Source organism: Streptomyces sp. NPDC029466 (assembly GCF_055574515.1).
Genome location: NZ_JBVHZH010000004.1, coordinates 189,557 through 207,037 on the forward strand (window position 1 = coordinate 189,557; position 17,481 = coordinate 207,037).

The following is a 17,481-nucleotide window of genomic DNA, read 5'->3' on the forward strand; positions in this document are numbered from 1 at the left end:
GTGAGGACAGAAACGAAAACCGCGCGGAAGGAGGGACGTCGGGGATGAGTACCAAGGACTTCGTGGAGAAGGACTACTACAAGGTCCTCGGCGTCCCGAAGGACGCCACCGAAGCGGAGATCAAGAAGGCGTACCGCAAGCTCGCCCGCGAGTTCCACCCGGACGCCAACAAGGGCGACGCCAAGGCCGAGGAGCGCTTCAAGGAGATCTCCGAGGCGAACGACGTCCTGGGCGACGCCAAGCGCCGCAAGGAGTACGACGAGGCGCGCACGCTGTTCGGCAACGGCGGCTACCGGCCGGGGCCGGGCGGCGGCGGCAGCTTCAACTTCGACCTGGGCGACCTCTTCGGGGGCTCGCAGGGCCAGGCCGGCGGCGGAGGCTTCGGCGGCGGCCTCGGGGACGTCTTCGGCGGCCTGTTCAACCGCGGCGGCGCCGGTACCCGTACCCATGCGCGCCGGGGCCAGGACATCGAGTCCGAGGTGACGCTCAGCTTCACCGAGGCGGTCGACGGGGCCACGGTCCCGCTGCGGATGTCCAGCCAGGCGCCGTGCAAGGCGTGTTCCGGCACCGGCGACAAGAACGGCACCCCGCGGGTCTGCCCGACCTGCGTCGGCACCGGCCAGGTCAGCCGGGGCGCGGGCGGCGGCTTCTCGCTCACCGACCCGTGCGCCGACTGCAAGGGCCGGGGCCTGATCGCCCAGGACGCCTGCGATGTCTGCAAGGGCAGCGGGCGGGCGACCAGCGCGCGCACGATGCAGGTCCGCATCCCCGCGGGCGTCTCCGACGGGCAGCGCATCCGGCTGCGCGGCAAGGGCGCCCCGGGCGAGCAGGGCGGCCCGGCGGGCGATCTGTATGTGGTCGTGCATGTCGACGCCCACCCGGTCTTCGGCCGCAAGGGCGACAACCTCACCATCACGGTGCCGGTCACCTTCCCGGAGGCCGCGCTCGGCGGGGAGGTCAAGGTGCCGACACTGGGCGGTCCGCCGGTGACGCTGAAGCTGCCGGCCGGCACCCCCAACGGACGCACCATGCGGGCCCGTGGCAAGGGTGCGGCCCGTAAGGACGGCACACGGGGGGATCTGCTGGTCACCATAGAGGTGCTGGTCCCCGGTGACCTCAGCGACAAGGCGAAGGAGTCGCTGGAGTCCTATCGCGAGGCGACCGCGGGGCAGGACCCGCGGGCGGAGCTGTTCCAGGCCGCGAAGGGAGCTTGAGATGGACAGCCGGGGCGGGCAGCGTCGTAACCCCTATGAACTGACCGATGAGTCGCCGGTGTACGTCATCTCCGTCGCGGCTCAGCTCTCCGGCCTGCATCCGCAGACCCTTCGGCAATACGACCGGCTGGGGCTGGTCTCGCCCGACCGCACGGCCGGGCGGGGCCGCCGCTATTCGGCCCGGGACATCGAACTGCTCCGTACGGTGCAGCAGTTGTCCCAGGACGAGGGCATCAACCTCGCCGGTATCAAGCGCATCATCGAGCTGGAGAACCAGGTCACGGCCCTGCAGCAGCGGGTCGTCGAGCTCCAGGGCGCCCTGGAGGGCGCGGCCAGCGCGATGCAGCAGCGGGAGGCGGCGGTGCACGCCTCCTATCGGCGCGATCTGGTGCCGTATCAGGATGTGCAGCAGACCAGCGCGCTGGTGGTCTGGCGTCCCAAGCGGCCGGAGTGACGGCCGCGGCCGGGGCGCGGACGCCCGGCACATGACGTGACGAAGGGCCGGGGTGACCCGGCCCTTCTCGCGTTTCCGTAGGCCGCCGCGCGCCCGCCGCGGCCCGTTCAGCAGCCGTTGTATCCGGCCGTCGGCATCGACAGCCGCCGGTGCACCTGCGACTTCATCGCCAGGGTGTAGACCGGCTCGTCGAGGTCGGCGGTCTCCAGGCGGACGCCGGCCGCGGCGCACCGTTTGGTGAACTCGTCCGCGCCGGCGATGGCGTTCTCCAGCGCCCGGCGGTTGGGCGCCACGAACACATCGACCAGGCCCTCTTCGACGTCACGCCACAGCGCGCTGTGGTCGGCGCGCAGCTGGTGCAGGCTGAGCTGGCAGGTCAGGTGGTAGTCACGGGCCGCCGCCCACTGCTTGCACATGTCGTGCTGGCTGCGGTCGTCGACCAGGAACGGATCCTCGTCCAGCTCGGACAGCGGCATCAGGCAGGCGATCGCCGTGACTCGGACCGAGTTCATCGTGCCCTCCGGGGCGTGGCGACTGTGGGGGCGACGATACCCCCGCGAGCGGCCCGTGGAGGAGGGGCTGTACCGGGCGGCGAGGCATAGCCGCAGGCGTGGCAGATCTTCCAGCCGTCCTGATTGACCGCGAGCTGGCCGCCACAGCGCGGGCAGAGCTCGGCGTGCGGATGCGGCCGGGCGGGGGAGGGACGGCGCGGAACGGTCGCCACCTTGCACACTGCCGACGCCATACGGCCTCCAGCTGCTGTCTTTTGCAGGGGACAGGTCCGATGTCGTCCGTGATTGCGCGGAGCTGTTCGGTTCCCGTCGCTCTTGAGTACCAGGTGGGTGGCCCGGAGCGGATCCGGAGGGGCCGTTTCCGGCCAGCGGGCCGGAGGTGACCGCGCGGGAGGGGAGCGGCTCTCGGGCCGGCGCTCAGGCCCGGCCCATCGCCTTGGTCACCGCGATCTCGATCATGACGCGGTCGGGGTTGGGCGTCGGCGTCCGGCCGTACCGCTCGGCGTACCGGCGCACCGCGTCGGCCACCGACTCGGCGTCCGTACGCACCCGGGCCCGGCCCTCCAGCGTCGCCCAGCGCCCCTTGTCGACCTGGCACACGGCGACGGTGGCGCCGTCCGCCCCGGCGGCGAGGATGTTCTTGACCTTGGCACTGTCCTTGCGGGTGATGATCCGCGCGATCCGCTGCCCGGCGTCGTAGGTGACGCCTACCGGAACGACATGGGGCGTCCCGTCCGTACGCAGCGTGGTGAGGGTCGGCATCAGATACTCGCCCCAGAAGGCGAGGTACTCCGGGCTGAGGGCACTGAGGTCATGGGCCATGGGGGCCAGAGTAGTTCGGGGCCGGGGGCTCAGAGGAAGTCGGCGGTTTCGAGGTCGAAGGAGAAGGGGGCGGGGAGGGGGACGGGTTTGCCGATGGGGACGGTGTTGTGCCCTGCGTAGTCGTTCCCGGTGGGGTCGCTGAACAGCGTGATCGTGCCCTCGCCGCGGTCCACGAGCAGATAGAACGGGATGCCGGCGTGGGCGTAGCAGTGCCGCTTGCGGACGCGGTCGTGCTCAGGCTTGCTTGATGTCACTTCCATGACCAGGGTGACGCCGTCGCTGGGCATCCAGGGCTCGGCATCCAGGAACACATCCAGTTCGGTGGGCGCGAACGTGGCATCGGGGATCACGTGGTTCTTGCGGTCGGCGGGGTTCAGCAGGAGCCCCTTGCCGCCGGAGACGTCCATGTCAGTCGCGGACTTCACCAGGATCTGTTTGGTGAGCCGACTGAAGAAACGCTCATGGTTCCCGTCCGTCGGTGGCGTCACGATGATCTCCCCCTCGATCAGCTCGGCCCGGAAGCCCTCAGGGGTTTCCAGGGCGAGGAAGTAATCCAGGAGGGTCTCGTCGTCCGTCGCCATCGGCTCGTGTGCCATAGCCGTCATGCTGCACCTCCTCGTGGTCGAAGGCCAGTGTCGCCGGGCGACGCGGTGGGTGGCGGCGCGATCGGCCCCCGTTCCCTCGCACGAGTGAGCGAGGAGCGGGCGAGGGGGCTCGCTTCCGCAGCCTTGAGTGGAATAGACTCAACTTATCGCACGTTGGTATGTGCAGGATGTGCCGGAGTGGGTCCAGACTGGGCACCGAGGCCGGGCAGGACGAGTCGAGGAGGATCGCGAGGACGTGGACGCCGAGCTGACCAACAAGAGCCGGGAGGCACTGAGCGCCGCCAATGAGCGGGCGGTCACCTCCGGGCACGCGGACATGACGTCCGCGCACCTCCTGCTCGCGCTGCTGGCCGGGCAGGACAACGAGAACATCATGGACCTGCTGGCCGACGTCGAGGCGGACGCCGCGGCGCTGCGCAACGGGGCCGAGCGTCAGCTGGCCGCGCTGCCCAGTGTGCAGGGCTCGACGGTCGCGCCGCCGCAGCCGGACCGCGATCTGCTCTCCGCCATCGCCGACGCCACCCAGCGCGCCAAGGAGCTCGGTGACGCGTACGTCTCCACCGAGCACCTCCTCATCGGCATCGCCGCCAAGGGCGGGCGCACCGGCGAGCTGCTGGAGCAGCAGGGCGCCTCCGCCAAGAAGCTGCTGGCCGCCTTCGAGGCGAACCGCGGCGGGCAGCGGGTGACCAACGCCGACCCGGAGGGCACGTACAAGGCGCTGGAGAAGTTCGGTACGGACTTCACCGCGGCCGCCCGCGAGGGCAAGCTCGACCCGGTCATCGGCCGGGACCACGAGATCCGCCGTGTGGTGCAGGTGCTCTCCCGCCGTACGAAGAACAACCCGGTGCTGATCGGTGAGCCGGGCGTCGGCAAGACCGCCGTCGTCGAGGGACTGGCGCAGCGGATCGTCAAGGGCGATGTGCCCGAGTCGCTGCGCAACAAGCGGCTGGTCGCGCTGGACCTGGGGGCGATGGTCGCGGGCGCCAAGTACCGCGGTGAGTTCGAGGAGCGGCTGAAGACCGTCCTGGCGGAGATCAAGTCCAGCGAGGGCCAGATCATCACCTTCATCGACGAGCTGCACACCGTCGTCGGCGCGGGCGCCGGCGGCGACTCGTCCATGGACGCCGGCAACATGCTCAAGCCGATGCTGGCCCGCGGTGAGCTGCGGATGGTCGGCGCGACGACGCTGGACGAGTACCGCGAGCGGATCGAGAAGGACCCGGCGCTGGAGCGCCGCTTCCAGCAGGTGCTGGTCGCCGAGCCGACCGTCGAGGACACGGTGGCGATCCTGCGCGGGCTCAAGGGCCGCTACGAGGCCCACCACAAGGTGCAGATCGCGGACTCCGCGCTGGTCGCCGCGGCCTCGCTCTCCGACCGCTACATCACCTCCCGTTTCCTGCCGGACAAGGCCATCGACCTGGTCGACGAGGCCGCCTCCCGGCTCCGGATGGAGATCGACTCCTCGCCCGTGGAGATCGACGAGCTCCAGCGCGCCGTCGACCGGCTGAAGATGGAGGAGCTGGCGCTCAAGAACGAGACCGACGCGGGCTCCGTCCAGCGGCTGGAGAAGCTGCGCAAGGACCTCGCCGACAAGGAGGAGGAGCTGCGCGGTCTGACCGCCCGCTGGGAGAAGGAGAAGCAGAGCCTCAACCGCGTCGGTGCGCTCAAGGAGAAGCTCGACGAGCTGCGCGGCCAGGCGGAGCGCGCCCAGCGCGACGGCGACTTCGACACCGCCTCCAAGCTGCTCTACGGCGAGATCCCGGGCGTGGAGCACGAGCTGGAGGAGGCGGCCGCCGCCGAGGCCGAGCAGGAGGCGTCCAAGGAGTCCATGGTCAAGGAGGAGGTCGGGCCGGACGACATCGCGGATGTGGTCGGCGCCTGGACCGGTATCCCGGCCGGCCGCCTCCTGGAGGGCGAGACCCAGAAGCTGCTGCGTATGGAGGAGGAGCTCGGCAAGCGGCTGATCGGCCAGACCGAGGCCGTCCGCTCCGTCTCCGACGCCGTACGCCGCACCCGGGCCGGGATCGCCGACCCGGACCGCCCCACCGGCTCGTTCCTCTTCCTCGGCCCGACCGGCGTCGGCAAGACCGAGCTGGCCAAGGCGCTCGCGGACTTCCTCTTCGACGACGAGCGGGCGATGGTCCGGATCGACATGTCGGAGTACAGCGAGAAGCACAGCGTCGCGCGGCTGGTCGGTGCGCCGCCCGGCTATGTCGGCTACGAGGAGGGCGGCCAGCTCACGGAGGCGGTCCGCCGCCGCCCCTACTCCGTCATCCTGCTGGACGAGGTGGAGAAGGCCCACCACGAGGTCTTCGACATCCTGCTCCAGGTCCTCGACGACGGCCGGCTCACGGACGGCCAGGGCCGCACCGTCGACTTCCGCAACACCATCCTCATCCTGACCTCCAACCTCGGGTCGAATTTCCTGATGGACCCGCTGCTCAAGGAGGAGCAGAAGAAGGAGAAGGTGCTGGAGACCGTGCGGACCGCCTTCCGGCCCGAGTTCCTCAACCGGCTGGACGACGTGGTGGTCTTCCACCCGCTCGGCACGGACCAGCTCCAGCGGATCGCCCGTATCCAGCTCGGCCACCTCCAGCGTCGTCTCGGCGACCGCCGGCTGACGCTGGACGTCACCGACCGCGCCCTGACCTGGCTCGCCTGGCTCGGCCAGGAACCGGTGCCCGACGCCCCCGCCCCGGACCTGTCCTACGGCGCCCGGCCGCTGCGCCGCCTGGTCCAGACGGCCATCGGCGACCAGCTCGCCCGCGCCATCCTGGCGGGCGAGGTGCTGGAGGGGGACACCGTGCGGGTGGACGTGGACGGCGATCAGCTGTCGGTGGAGGCGGCCGGGCGGCCCGCGGGCTGACCGCCGCCGCGGCCCGCGTCCGGCCCCCGCTGGCTGACCGCCGCCGTCGCCCGCTGCCGGCCCGCCCGGCAGATCGTTGCCCCGGGCGACACCTTGCCCGCATCCTCCCCGTCCGGGTTGCCACGACGGGGCGGATGTGGGGGAGGATGGCAGAGACCATACGAAGGGAATTCCACGGTGAGCATCGACCCGTCCTCGATTCCGAATTTCGGGGGCCAGCCCGAACCCGAGCCGTCGGGGCCTGATGGTCCCGTCGTGCCAGACCAGGACCTGGTCAAGCAGCTCCTCGACCAGATGGAGCTGAAGTACGTAGTCGACGAGGAGGGTGACCTCGCCGCCCCGTGGGAGCAGTTCCGCACGTACTTCATGTTCCGGGGCGAGGAGGAGCAGCAGATCTTCTCCGTCCGTACGTTCTATGACCGCGCCCACGGCATCGACGAGAAGTCGAAGCTGCTGGAGGCGATCGACGACTGGAACCGCCGGACGCTGTGGCCCAAGGCCTACACCCACACCCATGACGACGGCACGGTCCGTCTGATCGGTGAGGCATCGATGCTGATCGGCACCGGTGTCTCGCTCGAACACTTTGTGTCGAGCACGGTCAGCTGGGTCCGCGCCTCCATCGAATTCGACAAGTGGATCGTCGAGCAGCTCGGCCTGGAAGCCGAGATCGAAGGCGACTCCGACGAGAAGCCGGGTGACGACGAGGCCTGAGCCCCGTCCGTCCCACACCCACCCTGCTGCGCGGGCCCCGGAGCTTGATGGCTCCGGGGCCCGCGTCTGTTCGTAGCAGGGCTGACGGGGGCGCGGCTCGCGCTTCAGGGCCGAGGGCCGCTCCGCCCACCGGCCGTCACAGGCGCTTCAGGCGGTCCGCTGCCTCCTGGAGGACCTCGGTGCCCTTGCAGAAAGCGAACCGCACATACGGCGCGCCCTCCTCCTTGTGGTCGTAGAAGACGGCGTTGGGGATGGCGACGACGCCGGCGCGTTCGGGGAGGGTGCGGCAGAAGGCGAAGCCGTCGTCGTGGCCGAGGGGGCGGATGTCGGTGGTGATGAAGTAGGTGCCGGCGGGGCGGAAGACCTGGAAGCCGGCGTCGGTGAGGCCGGTGGCGAGGATGTCGCGCTTGGTGCGCAGGTCTTCGCGCAGTTCCGTGAAGTAGCTGTCGGGGAGGGCGAGGGCCTCGGCAACGGCGTACTGGAAGGGGCCGGCGGAGACATAGGTGAGGAACTGCTTGGCGGAGCGGACCGCGCTCACCAGTTCCGCCGTCGCGGTGACCCAGCCGACCTTCCAGCCGGTGAACGAGAAGGTCTTGCCCGCCGAGCCGATGGTGACGGTGCGCTCGCGCATCCCGGGGAACGACGCGAGCGGGAGGTGCTCGCCCTCGAACACGAGGTGTTCGTAGACCTCATCGGTGATGACGAGGAGATCGCGCTCGCAGGCCAGGCGGGCGATCTCGGCGAGTTCGTCGCGGGAGAGGACGGTGCCGGTGGGGTTGTGCGGGGTGTTGAGGAGGAGCAGGCGGGTCTTGTCGGTGACGGCGTCCCGCAGTTCGTCCAGGTCGAGGCGGTAGCTGCCGGACTCCGGGTCCGCGCGCAGGGTCACCGGGACGCGGCGGCCGCCCGCCAGCGCGATACCGGCGGCGTACGAGTCGTAGTACGGCTCCAGCGCGATGACCTCGTCACCCGGCTCCAGCAGTGCCAGCAGAGCGGCCGCGAGGGCCTCGGTGGCGCCCGCGGTGATCAGGACCTCGGTGTCGGGGTCGTAGGAGAGGCCGAGCCGGCCGTAGAAGCGCTGCTGATGGGCGGCGACGGCGGTGCGCAGTTCGGGGATGCCGGGGCCGGGCGGGTACTGGTTGCCGCGGCCGTCGCGCAGCGCGCGCACCGCCGCCTCCCTGACCTCTTCCGGACCGTCGGCGTCGGGGAAGCCCTGGCCGAGGTTGATGGAGCCGGTCCGTACGGCGAGTGCCGACATCTCGGCGAAGATCGTGGTGCCGAATTCGGCGAGGCGGCTGTTGAGCAGCGGTCGGTCCATGGACGTCATCCTGCGCCGAACCTCTGGTCTTCCTCAACTGTGCTTTGAGACGCCGGGGCCGGGGCATCAGCCCCGCACAACGGAAATGAGACGGCCGCCGACGAGGGCGGCCCACGGTGCCGGACGGTGCCGGACGGAGCGGATGCTCCCCCACTGCCTGAAGGGCGTGGGAGGTGCCCCACGCTTCGGGGGATGAAAAGGAGTGTGAGGCATATGGGGATTGTGGTTTTCGTAGTGATCTGCGCGGGAGTGATCGGGCTGGTGGCCCTGGCCTCCCGGAGCGGTTCGGGCGGCGGGAGTGGACGGGGCTCCGGCGGCAACGGCGGCGGCAGCTGGTGGGCCGGCGGTGACGGGGGCTCGGGCGGCGGTTGCGGTGGCGGTTCCTCCTGTGGTGGCGGTTCTTCCTGCGGCGGTGGCGGCGGCGGAGGCGGTGGCTGCGGTGGTGGTGGCGGCGGTGGCGGTTGCTGAGCCGATGGGCTGCTGAGGCGGGGGCGTCCCGCGCCAACTCCATATGTGCGGATGGCTAGTTGCTTGTCGCATATGCGCCCGGCGGGTGCTGGTCGAAGGGCCAACACCCGCCGGGCGCTTGGGTGTTGAACAACTGAACTGCAAGGCCCCCGAGCGGATGGAAAGCCGGAGGAGATGGGTAAAAGCGCTGTGGGCGACGGGGCTTTCATGATTCCCTCTCCCCAGAGAATTCCCCACGTTCTCCGATCCCACGTGGGCGCGAGCCGGCAGGCAGACGTACATTCCTGATCCTTTTCGGGCGGGCCGGCCCACCATTCCACTGCGTGCTGCGGAGCCGACCCATGCTCACCACTTTGACGACGGCGTACACCGATACCCGTGCCTCCGACCTGGCCTGGGCGCTGGGCAGGGACCCCCTGCCCGCCCTCGCCGTACTCGATCTCCAACTCCAGGACGCCCAGGTGCAGTTGAGGCTGCTCGGCGCCTCTCACCAGGTGCTTCTGGAGGAGGAGCACGGCACCTGTTCCGAAACGGTCGCCTGTATGCCGGGCAGCAGCACACCGCTGCCGCTCGGGGTGGCGAAGCGGCTGGGGGACTGGGAGTACGAATTCGCCGCCCATGTGGAGACCCTTTCGCGCGGCTCGTTCGCCGGGCGGGCGCAGGAGCTGCTCGCGCTGGTGGCCGAGCATCCGCACGGGCTCGCCGGCACGTTCCCCGGTTCGCCGCACGCCTTCACCGCGATGCTGGCGCAGCGTCAGCAGGGGCAGGTGCGCTGGCGGACCTGGCACGCGTATCCGCAGGAGGGCCGCCTGGTGGCCACCCGTACCCGCGTGGGCGTACGGGCGAGGGTCGCGGCGGTCTAGCGGGGCCGGTCGCGGGCGACCGGTCCGGTCGGCCGGAGGGAGTGGGGCAGTGTGTGATGCGAGGGGCGCGGGCGCTGTGCGCCGGGGGCGTGGAGGTCCGGGAGGGCGCGGACGGTGCGGCGCGCGCGGCCTGTGCGGTGCGGTGTGCCCTCGCGCCCCACGCTTCGTCAACGCCCCGTCCGAGGGGTGTAGCCCGCGAGGTCTACTCGTGTGGGTGACGGAGCGCCACAGAATCGTCACGTAGCGTTCATTTTATGATCGACCCGCCAGAGTCCGCCCGCGTCGGCGCTCCCGGCCCGCCGGACGTCATGATGCCGGCGCTACTGCCCGTGCCGGCCGGGCTCGGCCGGCTGCTCGTCCTCGCCGTCGTTTTCGTCTGCGCCGCCTGCGGTCTGGTCTACGAACTCGAACTGGTCGCCCTGGCCACGTACTTGGTGGGCGACTCCGTCACCCAGGCGTCGGTCGTGCTGTCCGTCATGGTCTTCGCGATGGGGGTCGGCGCGCTGCTCGCCAAGCGGCTGCGCTGCCGGGCGGCGGTCGGCTTCGGCGCGGTGGAGGCCGGTCTCGCGCTGGTCGGCGGCACCTCCGCGATGGCGCTCTACGCGTGCTTCGCCTGGTTCGGGCAGTCCCGCTCCGCACTGGTCGGCTTCTCCCTGGTCATCGGCATCCTGATCGGCGCCGAGGTACCGCTGCTGATGACGCTGATCCAGCGGGTGCGCCGGCAGGACGCGGGCGGCGCGGTGGCCGATCTCTTCGCCGCGGACTATGTCGGGGCGCTCGTCGGCGGGCTGGCCTTTCCGTTTCTGCTGCTGCCGGGCTTCGGCCAGCTGACCGGTGCGCTGCTCACCGGCGCCGTCAACGCGGTGGCCGGCGCCGTGCTGGTGCTGTGGCTGTTCCGCCGCGACCTCAGCGTCCGTGCCCGCTGGGCGCTCTTCGGCGCCAATGCCCTGGTCCTCGCGCTGCTCGCCGCGGGCGTGGTGCTGGCCACCCCGTTCGAACGGGCCGCCCGGCTGGCGGTGTACGGCTCCTCGGCCCGGGTCGCGGTGCAGACCGGCGTCCAGGAAGTGGTGATGACCGGCGGGACGGGCGCCGGAGCCGGTGCGGGGCACGGGAGGAAAGGTTCCGGCGGACCGCTGGCGCTGTATCTCGACGGCCGGCTCCGTGTCAGCGCGGAGAACGAGTTCCGCTACCACGAGGCGCTGGTGCACCCGGCGATGGCGGGCGGCCCGCACGGCCGGGTGCTGGTGCTCGGCGGCGGCGACGGCCTCGCGGTGCGCGAGATCCTCCGCTACCGCGCGGTCCGCTCGGTGACCGTCGTCGAACTCGACCCCGGCGTACTGCGGTTGGCGCGCACCGACCCCGGCCTCACCCGCCTCAACCGGCACTCGCTCGCCGATCCCCGGGTGCGCACGGTGACCGCCGACGCCTTCGACTGGCTGCGGCAGCAGGGCGTCCGCGGCCCCGGCCACCGGCCGGCGCCGTACGACGTCATCGTCTCCGATCTTCCCGATCCCGGGATCACCGTCTGCACCAAGCTCTACTCGCAGGAGTTCTACGGCCTGGCGGCGCAGTTGCTGGCCCGCGACGGGAGGCTGGTGGTGCATGCCGGACCGCCGGTCGAGCGTGCGCGGCTGTACTGGACGGTGGAGTCGACGGTCCGGTCGGTGGGCCTGGCGACGGTGCCGTACCGGCAGTCCGGCCGGTCCGCGGCCTTCTCCGGCGGGCCGGATCGCTCGGCGGGCGCCGTCCCGCCCGCGGGCGCTTCCCCAGCTGACGCCGGCCCGGCCGCCGCGGCGCCGTCCGGGTCCCGGTACTGGGGTTTCGTGCTGGCCGCGCGGCACCGTCCGGCGTTCGGTCTGGCCCCTGACGCTCCGCCGCTGGCCGGTCTCAGCGCCGGGGAACTGCGGGCCGGCCGGCGGGCGGAGATCCGTGAGCGGAGGGTTGGCCTGCCGGCGTCGACGCTGATGCATCCGCGGTATCAGGACTGAGCGGGCGGCGCGGGGCGGTGTCAGGGCTGGCGCGCGTCCGCCGCGGGCCGCGGGCGGGGCGGGCAGCGGGTAGCGGGGGGGCTGGTTCCGGCCCGGTGTCAGAAAGTTCCGCGTGGGCGGGCACGGGTTCGCGGGCGCTGGGTAGGCTCCCATGTCATGGAGCATGAGGTGTACGTTCCGTTTCCCGTCGGGACCGTGCGGCAGGCGCTCACCGAGCCGGAGCGGGTGGCGCGCTGTGTCCCAGGAGTCCAGCTCGACGCCGATGCGGCCCCTGGGTGTCCGGAGGGCCGGCTGCGACTGCGTATCGGAAGCTCCACCATCACCTATCGCGGCACGCTGACGGTCGGCGCCGCCGCGGACGAGGGAACCGGTGACGACGGTGCGGCCGCGGTGACCGTCGAGGCGAAGGGCACCGAGGCGCGGGGCGACGGGGCGGTCGCGCTGACCCTGGCCGTACGGCTCTCCCCGGCCACCGAGCCCGGCCCCGGTACGACGTTGCGCTGCTCCGGCACGGTCCACCGCGACGGCCGGCTCGCCGAGGCCACCGACCGGTCCGCCGCCTCCGTCGGCCGCCGGCTGCTGGACCGCTTCGCGGAGAACCTGGCGGCGGACCTGCGACGGCGGCCGGTGACCGACGAGGCCGGAGCGGTCGACGAGGCCGGAGCGGCCGATGCCGGTGGGCCGGACGACGCCACCACACCGGACGACGCCGCCGCACCGGCCGGGGACGCCCAGGACGCGGGCGGGTCCCGGGTGTTCGACACCGAGGTGCCGCCGCCGTCCCTGGACCCGGGCAGCGACGAGGACGACGGCGAGACGGCGGATCTCGATGCCGCGGACGAGGCGGGCGAGGACCTCGACGCGGGCGAGGCGGCGGACGCGTTCTCCGCCGCGCACCCCGAGCACGCCTACGGCGACGAGGCGGACCGGCTCGCCCCCGCCGAGGCCGCGCACGCCCGTCGCACGATGATCGGCCGCAGCGCGGAAGAGGTCGACCACGCCCCGCCGCGTGGCCGGTACGCGCCGGTGCCCGCGCCCGAGTCGAACGGCACCTCGGTGACCCTGCGCTGGGCGGCGCCCGCGGCCGCGGTGGTGCTGGCCTCCGCGGTGGTCGTCGGCCGGGTACTGCGCCGGCGCCGCTGACCCGGGCCGCGGCCCACGGTTGGTCGCGGCCCGTAGGGCATCCCACGCTGCGCGCGGTGCGTCGCTAGGCTCGGTCCCGTGAGCACCGACAACACCACGCAGGGCGCGGCGCGGACGCAGGCGCCGGAGGGCGTGCGACTGGCCGCCGGAGACACCGAACTGACCGTCCGGCCGGACCTCGGCTGCCGGATCGCGAGCCTGCGCATCGGCGGTACGGAGCTGCTGCGGCAGGGCCCCCGATACGGCTGTTTCCCGATGGTGCCGTGGTGCGGCCGGCTCGCCCACGGGGAGTTCCGCAACGGCAGCGAGCTCCACCGGATGCCGCTCAACGCCGCCCCGCACGCCATCCACGGCACCGGCCGCGACCTGCGCTGGCGCACGGTGCGGACGAGCGCCACGGAGGGCATCTTCACCTACGACCTCAAGGACCCGGCGGCGCCCTGGCCGTATCCGGGGCAGGTCACCCAGCTCGTGGAACTCGCCGAGGACGGCGGTTCGCTCACCCTCACCATGGGTGTCGAGGCGACCACCGACTCCTTCCCCGCACAGGCCGGCTGGCACCCCTGGTTCCTGCGGAACCTCGGGGAGGGCGGCAAGGACGTCCACCTCGACTTCGGGCCCGAGTGGCAGGAGGAGCGGGGCGCGGACCATCTCCCGACCGGCCGCCGGATCCCGCCGAAGCCGGGCCCCTGGGACGACTGCTTCGGGATGCCGCAGGGCGTGGCGGCCACGCTCACCTGGCCGGGCCGCCTGGAGCTCAAGATCACCAGTCGCGCCGAATGGGCCGTGGTCTACGACGAGCAGGAGGCCGCGGTCTGTGTCGAGCCGCAGACCGGCCCGCCGAACGGCCTCAACACCCTGCCGCGCCTGGTCACGCCGATCGACCCGCTGGAGATCTCCATGACCTGGAGCTGGCGGAACCTGTCCCGGGGCACCGCCTAAGCTCGTGCACATGAGTGACGACGTGCGCGGCGAGCTGCTGCGCCAGATCAAGGACAAGGCCGTGGTGCACGGCAAGGTGACGCTTTCTTCCGGCAAGGAGGCCGACTACTACATCGACCTGCGCCGGATCACCCTGGACGGCGAGGCCGCGCCGCTGGTCGGTCAGCTGATGCTGGACATCACCGCCGACCTGGACTACGAGGCGGTCGGCGGGCTGACGCTCGGCGCCGACCCCGTGGCGACCTCGATGCTGCACGCCTCCGCGGCGCGCGGCGGCCGGCTGGACTCCTTCGTCGTCCGCAAGGCGCAGAAGGCGCACGGGATGCAGCGCCGCATCGAGGGCCCGGACATCAAGGGCCGCCGGGTCCTGATCGTCGAGGACACCTCCACCACCGGTGGCTCGCCGCTGACCGCCGTCGAGGCGGCGCGTGAGGCGGGCGCCGAGGTCGTCGCGGTGGCAACGATCGTCGACCGCGGTGCCGCCCCGGCCATCGCCGAGGCCGGACTGCCCTATATCACGGGCTACCAGCTGGGTGACCTCGGCCTGGGCTGAGACCGGCGCGACAGCCGCACCGGAGATGGGTGCTCCGCGCTGACCTGCGGCTTTGCCGAGGGGCAGTCGGTTTCACGTGAAACCGACTGCCCACGGAGTGGGACGGCCGGACAGGCAATGTGGAGCGAAGGGCCTTGTCTGGGAAGATGTGCTCGGCGAAGTCCTCGCCCCCTGGTCAGGGCCCAGTACGCACACCCGCACACACAAGGAGCGGACAGATGCCCATCGCAACCCCCGAGGTCTACAACGAGATGCTCGACCGGGCGAAGGCAGGGAAGTTCGCCTACCCGGCCATCAACGTCACGTCGACGCAGACGCTGCACGCCGCGCTGCGCGGGTTCGCCGAGGCCGAGAGCGACGGCATCATCCAGATCTCCACCGGTGGTGCGGAGTTCCTGGGCGGCCAGTACAACAAGGACATGGTCACCGGTGCGGTGGCGCTCGCCGAGTTCGCGCACGTCGTCGCCGCCAAGTACGACATCACCGTCGCGCTGCACACCGACCACTGCCCCAAGGACAAGCTGGACGGCTACGTACGTCCGCTGCTGGACATCTCCGCGGAGCGCGTCGCCAAGGGCCAGAGCCCGCTGTTCCAGTCCCACATGTGGGACGGTTCGGCCGAGAACCTGGCCGACAACCTGGCCATCGGCCAGGAGCTGCTGGCCAAGGCCGCCGCCGCCAAGATCATTCTTGAGGTCGAGATCACCCCGACCGGCGGCGAGGAGGACGGCGTCACCCACGAGATCAACGACGAGCTCTACACCACGGTCGATGACGCGCTGCGCACCGCCGAGGCGCTCGGCCTGGGTGAGAAGGGCCGCTACCTGCTCGCCGCCTCCTTCGGCAACGTCCACGGCGTCTACAAGCCGGGCAATGTCGTGCTCCGTCCCGAGCTGCTGAAGGACCTCCAGGAGGGCGTGGGTGCCAAGTACGGCAAGACCGCCCCGTTCGACTTCGTCTTCCACGGCGGCTCCGGCTCCACCGAGCAGGAGATCGCCACCGCGCTGGAGAACGGCGTGGTCAAGATGAACCTGGACACCGACACCCAGTACGCCTTCACCCGCCCGGTCGCGGACCACATGTTCCGTAACTACGACGGTGTGCTGAAGGTCGACGGCGAGGTCGGCAACAAGAAGACCTACGACCCGCGCAGCTGGGGCAAGCTGGCCGAGGCCGGCATGGCCAAGCGGGTCACCGAGGCCTGCGCCAACCTGCGCTCCACCGGCACCAAGATCAAGTAACCGGCGGGCCGCACCGCCGGCCGCCGCGCACCAGGGCTCCGCATCCGTCCGGGATGCGGAGCCTTTGTGCGCCCGGCCGGCCGCAGGGTGGGCGAGCGGGCGCGGGGACGGGCATGCTCGCGGTATGAGCGAACCGAGTGCGCCCGGCACGGTCCGGCTGGCCTCGGCACAGGGCCGGTGGGTGCTGCTGACGGCCGTGCTGGGGTCCGGCATGGCGCTGCTCGACGGCACGGTCGTCAATGTCGCCCTGCCCCGGATCGGCGAGGACCTCAACGCGGATCTGGCGGTCCTCCAGTGGACCGTCACCGCCTACCTGCTCACCCTCTCCTCGCTGATCCTGCTGGGCGGTGCGCTCGGCGACCGTTTCGGCCGGCGCCGGGTCTTCGTGATCGGCGTGGTCTGGTTCGCCACCGCCTCGCTGCTGTGCGGGCTCGCACCGCAGGCCGGCGTACTGATCGCGGCCCGGGCGCTCCAGGGCGTCGGCGGGGCGCTGCTCACGCCCGGTTCGCTGGCGCTGATCCAGGCCGTGCTCCACCCCGACGACCGGGCCCGCGGCGTCGGCGCCTGGTCGGGGCTCGGCGGGGTGGCCGCGGCGGTGGGCCCGTTCATCGGCGGCTGGCTGGTGGACGGCGCCGGCTGGCGCTGGGTGTTCTTCCTGAATGTGCCGCTGGCCGCGGTGTGCGTCCCGGTGGCGCTACGGCACGTCCCCGAGACCCGGGAGCGCGGCGCGCGCGGGCGCCGTGGCTTCGACGTCCTGGGCGCGGTGCTGGGAGCGCTGGCGCTGGCCGGAGTGACCTACGCACTGATCGCCGCACCGAACGGGGGCGCCGGGCTCGGCGTGCTGCTTCCCGCGGTGGCCGGGGTGCTGCTCGGCGTGCTCTTCGTGCAGGTCGAACGGCGCCGGGCCGATCCGATGCTGCCGCCCGCCATCTTCCGTATCCGCCAGTTCTCCGCCGTGAACGCGGTGACGGTCTGCGTCTACGCCGCCTTCAGCGGCTTCTTCTTCCTGTCCGTCCTCCAGCTCCAGGTCGTGGTGGGGTACTCGGCCCTCCAGGCCGGAACCGCGCTGCTGCCCACCACCGTGCTGATGCTGCTGCTCTCCGCCCGCTCCGGAGAACTGGGCCAGCGCACCGGCCCGCGGCTCCCGCTCACCGTCGGACCGCTGCTGTGTGCCGCGGGCCTGCTGCTGATGATGCGGGTGGGCCGGGGCGCCTCCTACTTCGCCGACGTGCTGCCCGCGCTGGTGGTGCTGGGCGCGGGCATGGTGACCCTGGTCGCCCCGCTCACCGCGACCGTGCTGGCCTCGGTGGACGTGGACCGCGCGGGCCTGGCCAGCGGCATCAACAACGCGGCAGCACGGGCCGCGGGCCTGATGGCGGTCGCGGCCCTCCCCCTCCTCGCAGGCTTCGGCCCCGAGGCCTACCGCTCCCCGGACGCCTTCGCCGCCGCCTTCCTCCGCGCCATGCCCCTGTGCGCCGGCGTCCTGGTGGCCGGTGCCCTGATCGCCTGGCTCACCGTACGCACCGACGCCCTGCGCCCCGCACCAGGCGCCGAGGAGCCGTGCCGGGCGAAGACGACCTTCCACTGCGGGGTGAGCGCACCCCCACTGGACCCGGGCGAAACACGAGAAGAACCACGGACACCCGATAGATAACGCCCACCCCCACCGCCCAAAACCCACCCACCAACGGGAGGGGACGGGCCGGAGGGGGGGGGGGGGTGGGGGGGGAGGGGGAGGGGGCGGGCGACCCCCCCCAGGAGGGCGGCGCAACAACACAAAA

General features: G+C 71.8%; 15 protein-coding genes. 11 read left to right on the forward strand and 4 right to left on the reverse strand.

Translation table 11 applies throughout. The features are described 5' to 3' along the window. Positions 1–44 precede the first annotated feature (44 nt). Both dnaJ and ACZ4XD_RS06110 read left to right on the forward strand, forming a co-directional pair. On the forward strand, positions 45–1,214 hold the full coding sequence (gene dnaJ, locus ACZ4XD_RS06105; RefSeq protein ID WP_468038657.1) for a molecular chaperone DnaJ: 1,170 nt from the start codon (positions 45–47) through the stop codon (positions 1,212–1,214). Between the two features lies 1 nt (position 1,215). Beyond that, entirely contained in the window at positions 1,216–1,668 is a 453-nt protein-coding gene (locus ACZ4XD_RS06110) for a heat shock protein transcriptional repressor HspR (protein ID WP_042151432.1), read from the forward strand. 107 nt (positions 1,669–1,775) lie between these two features. Here the strand turns inward: ACZ4XD_RS06110 and ACZ4XD_RS06115 are convergent, their stop codons facing one another. The 3 genes from ACZ4XD_RS06115 to ACZ4XD_RS06125 form a co-directional block, all read right to left on the reverse strand. Then, positions 1,776–2,180: a hypothetical protein gene (locus tag ACZ4XD_RS06115; protein ID WP_042151435.1), complete on the reverse strand. Its 405-nt coding sequence runs from the start codon at positions 2,178–2,180 to the stop codon at positions 1,776–1,778. 417 nt (positions 2,181–2,597) lie between these two features. Next, entirely contained in the window at positions 2,598–3,002 is a 405-nt protein-coding gene (locus ACZ4XD_RS06120) for a pyridoxamine 5'-phosphate oxidase family protein (protein ID WP_042151438.1), read from the reverse strand. A gap of 29 nt (positions 3,003–3,031) precedes the next feature. Next, positions 3,032–3,607 carry a Uma2 family endonuclease gene (locus tag ACZ4XD_RS06125; protein ID WP_423668106.1) on the reverse strand — a complete coding sequence of 192 codons (576 nt, stop codon included), beginning with the start codon at positions 3,605–3,607 and terminating at the stop codon, positions 3,032–3,034. A gap of 235 nt (positions 3,608–3,842) precedes the next feature. Between ACZ4XD_RS06125 and clpB the strand changes: the two genes are divergently transcribed. Both clpB and ACZ4XD_RS06135 read left to right on the forward strand, forming a co-directional pair. After that, complete coding sequence (clpB, locus tag ACZ4XD_RS06130) at positions 3,843–6,473, forward strand: ATP-dependent chaperone ClpB (RefSeq protein WP_468038660.1); 2,631 nt, start codon at positions 3,843–3,845, stop codon at positions 6,471–6,473. Positions 6,474–6,650: 177 nt separating this feature from the next. After that, positions 6,651–7,187 (forward strand): YbjN domain-containing protein, encoded by a 537-nt coding sequence (locus tag ACZ4XD_RS06135; RefSeq protein ID WP_085925552.1) that lies wholly within the window; start codon positions 6,651–6,653, stop codon positions 7,185–7,187. A gap of 136 nt (positions 7,188–7,323) precedes the next feature. Here the strand turns inward: ACZ4XD_RS06135 and ACZ4XD_RS06140 are convergent, their stop codons facing one another. Next, positions 7,324–8,502 (reverse strand): pyridoxal phosphate-dependent aminotransferase, encoded by a 1,179-nt coding sequence (locus ACZ4XD_RS06140; RefSeq protein ID WP_468038662.1) that lies wholly within the window; start codon positions 8,500–8,502, stop codon positions 7,324–7,326. 809 nt (positions 8,503–9,311) lie between these two features. On the opposite strand from ACZ4XD_RS06140, the gene ACZ4XD_RS06145 reads away from it, so the two are divergent. The 7 genes from ACZ4XD_RS06145 (at position 9,312) to ACZ4XD_RS06175 (ending at position 17,354) form a co-directional block, all read left to right on the forward strand. Then, entirely contained in the window at positions 9,312–9,833 is a 522-nt protein-coding gene (locus tag ACZ4XD_RS06145) for a DUF2617 family protein (protein ID WP_398827826.1), read from the forward strand. A gap of 254 nt (positions 9,834–10,087) precedes the next feature. After that, the gene (locus tag ACZ4XD_RS06150; protein WP_468038664.1) at positions 10,088–11,821 is read left to right on the forward strand and encodes a polyamine aminopropyltransferase; all 1,734 of its coding nucleotides are present in this window, start codon (positions 10,088–10,090) and stop codon (positions 11,819–11,821) included. A 156-nt stretch (positions 11,822–11,977) separates the two neighbouring features. Next, positions 11,978–12,964: an SRPBCC domain-containing protein gene (locus tag ACZ4XD_RS06155; RefSeq protein WP_468038666.1), complete on the forward strand. Its 987-nt coding sequence runs from the start codon at positions 11,978–11,980 to the stop codon at positions 12,962–12,964. A 78-nt stretch (positions 12,965–13,042) separates the two neighbouring features. Then, entirely contained in the window at positions 13,043–13,906 is an 864-nt protein-coding gene (locus ACZ4XD_RS06160; RefSeq protein WP_468038668.1) for an aldose epimerase family protein, read from the forward strand. A gap of 10 nt (positions 13,907–13,916) precedes the next feature. Continuing rightward, positions 13,917–14,459, forward strand: coding sequence for an orotate phosphoribosyltransferase (pyrE, locus tag ACZ4XD_RS06165; protein WP_042151465.1), 543 nt, complete (start codon positions 13,917–13,919; stop codon positions 14,457–14,459). Between the two features lie 218 nt (positions 14,460–14,677). Continuing rightward, positions 14,678–15,700: a class II fructose-bisphosphate aldolase gene (fbaA, locus tag ACZ4XD_RS06170; RefSeq protein ID WP_468038670.1), complete on the forward strand. Its 1,023-nt coding sequence runs from the start codon at positions 14,678–14,680 to the stop codon at positions 15,698–15,700. A gap of 124 nt (positions 15,701–15,824) precedes the next feature. Continuing rightward, entirely contained in the window at positions 15,825–17,354 is a 1,530-nt protein-coding gene (locus ACZ4XD_RS06175; protein WP_468038672.1) for an MFS transporter, read from the forward strand. Positions 17,355–17,481: the final 127 nt, after the last annotated feature.